This window comes from Amorphus sp. MBR-141 (assembly GCF_053628695.1).
Window position 1 is genome coordinate 1 of the sequence record NZ_JBRJGW010000099.1, and the last position, 1,051, is coordinate 1,051.

Here is a 1,051-nt window from a genome sequence, read left to right on the forward strand (position 1 = left end):
TAGAGCGTTTCCTTGTTTATCTGAATCGGGGGGGATTCCTGTTCGGGGCGTTTTGTGATTCAAGATGCTGGCTGGGGTGGAGGCCAGCATCTGATGACAGCACCTCTTTCCAACGATCTTCGCGAGCGCGTCGTCGAGGCGGTTCTGACCGGCGAGCCGTGCCGGTCGGTGGCGGCCCGGTTCGGGGTTTCGGTGTCCTCGGTGGTGAAGTGGTCGCAGCGCTACCGGGCGACGGGGTCGGTGGCGCCGGCCAGGATGGGCGGGTACCGCAAGCCGGTCCTGGAGCCGCACCGGAACTTCATCGTGGAGCGGATCCGCCAGACGCCGCACGTGACGCTGCACGGGCTGAAGGACGAGCTGGCGGCCCGCGGCGTGACGGTGTCGCACAACGCGGTGTGGCAGTTCCTGCGGCGCGAGGGGCTGCGCTTCAAAAAAAACGGTTCTGGCGCTTGAACAGGCCCGTGCCGACATCGCCGGCAGGCGGCGACGATGGCGCTCCCGTCAACACACGCTCGATCCCGCGCGGCTCGTCTTCCTCGACGAGACCTGGATCAAGACCAACATGGCGCCACGCTATGGCTGGGGGACCAGGGGCAAGCGCCTGCGCGCCTTCGCCCCGCACGGCCACTGGCGCACCCTGACCTTCGTCGGCGCCCTGCGGCACGACCGGCTCACGGCTCCCTGCGTCTTCGACGGCCCGATCAACGGGGTCTGCTTCCGGGCCTATGTGGAGCAGCAGCTGATGCCCGTCCTTGCGGCCGGCGACATCGTCATCATGGACAATCTCGGCTCGCACAAGTCGGCCGCCGTGCGCCAGATGATCCACGACGCCGGCGCCGAGCTGCGCTTCCTGCCGCCCTACTCGCCCGATCTCAATCCGATCGAGCAGGCCTTCGCCAAGATCAAGCACTGGATGCGCCACGCCCAGAAGCGCACCATCGAGGACACCTGGCGCCACCTCGGGCAGCTCGTCCAGACCATCGAACCCGACGAATGCCAGAACTATCTCACCAACGCTGGATACGCTTCCGTCAAAACATGAAACGCTCTA

Annotated in this window: 1 protein-coding gene; it reads left to right on the forward strand. The window is 66.1% G+C overall.

Annotated elements, in window-relative coordinates; genetic code table 11:
* Nucleotides 1–93: 93 nt before the first annotated feature.
* A protein-coding gene (locus ACSSVZ_RS28195; protein ID WP_453974182.1) for an IS630 family transposase occupies nt 94–1,042 on the forward strand; the annotation gives its coding sequence in 2 pieces (ribosomal slippage) (nt 94–429 and nt 431–1,042; 948 coding nt in all).
* Nucleotides 1,043–1,051 lie beyond the last annotated feature (9 nt).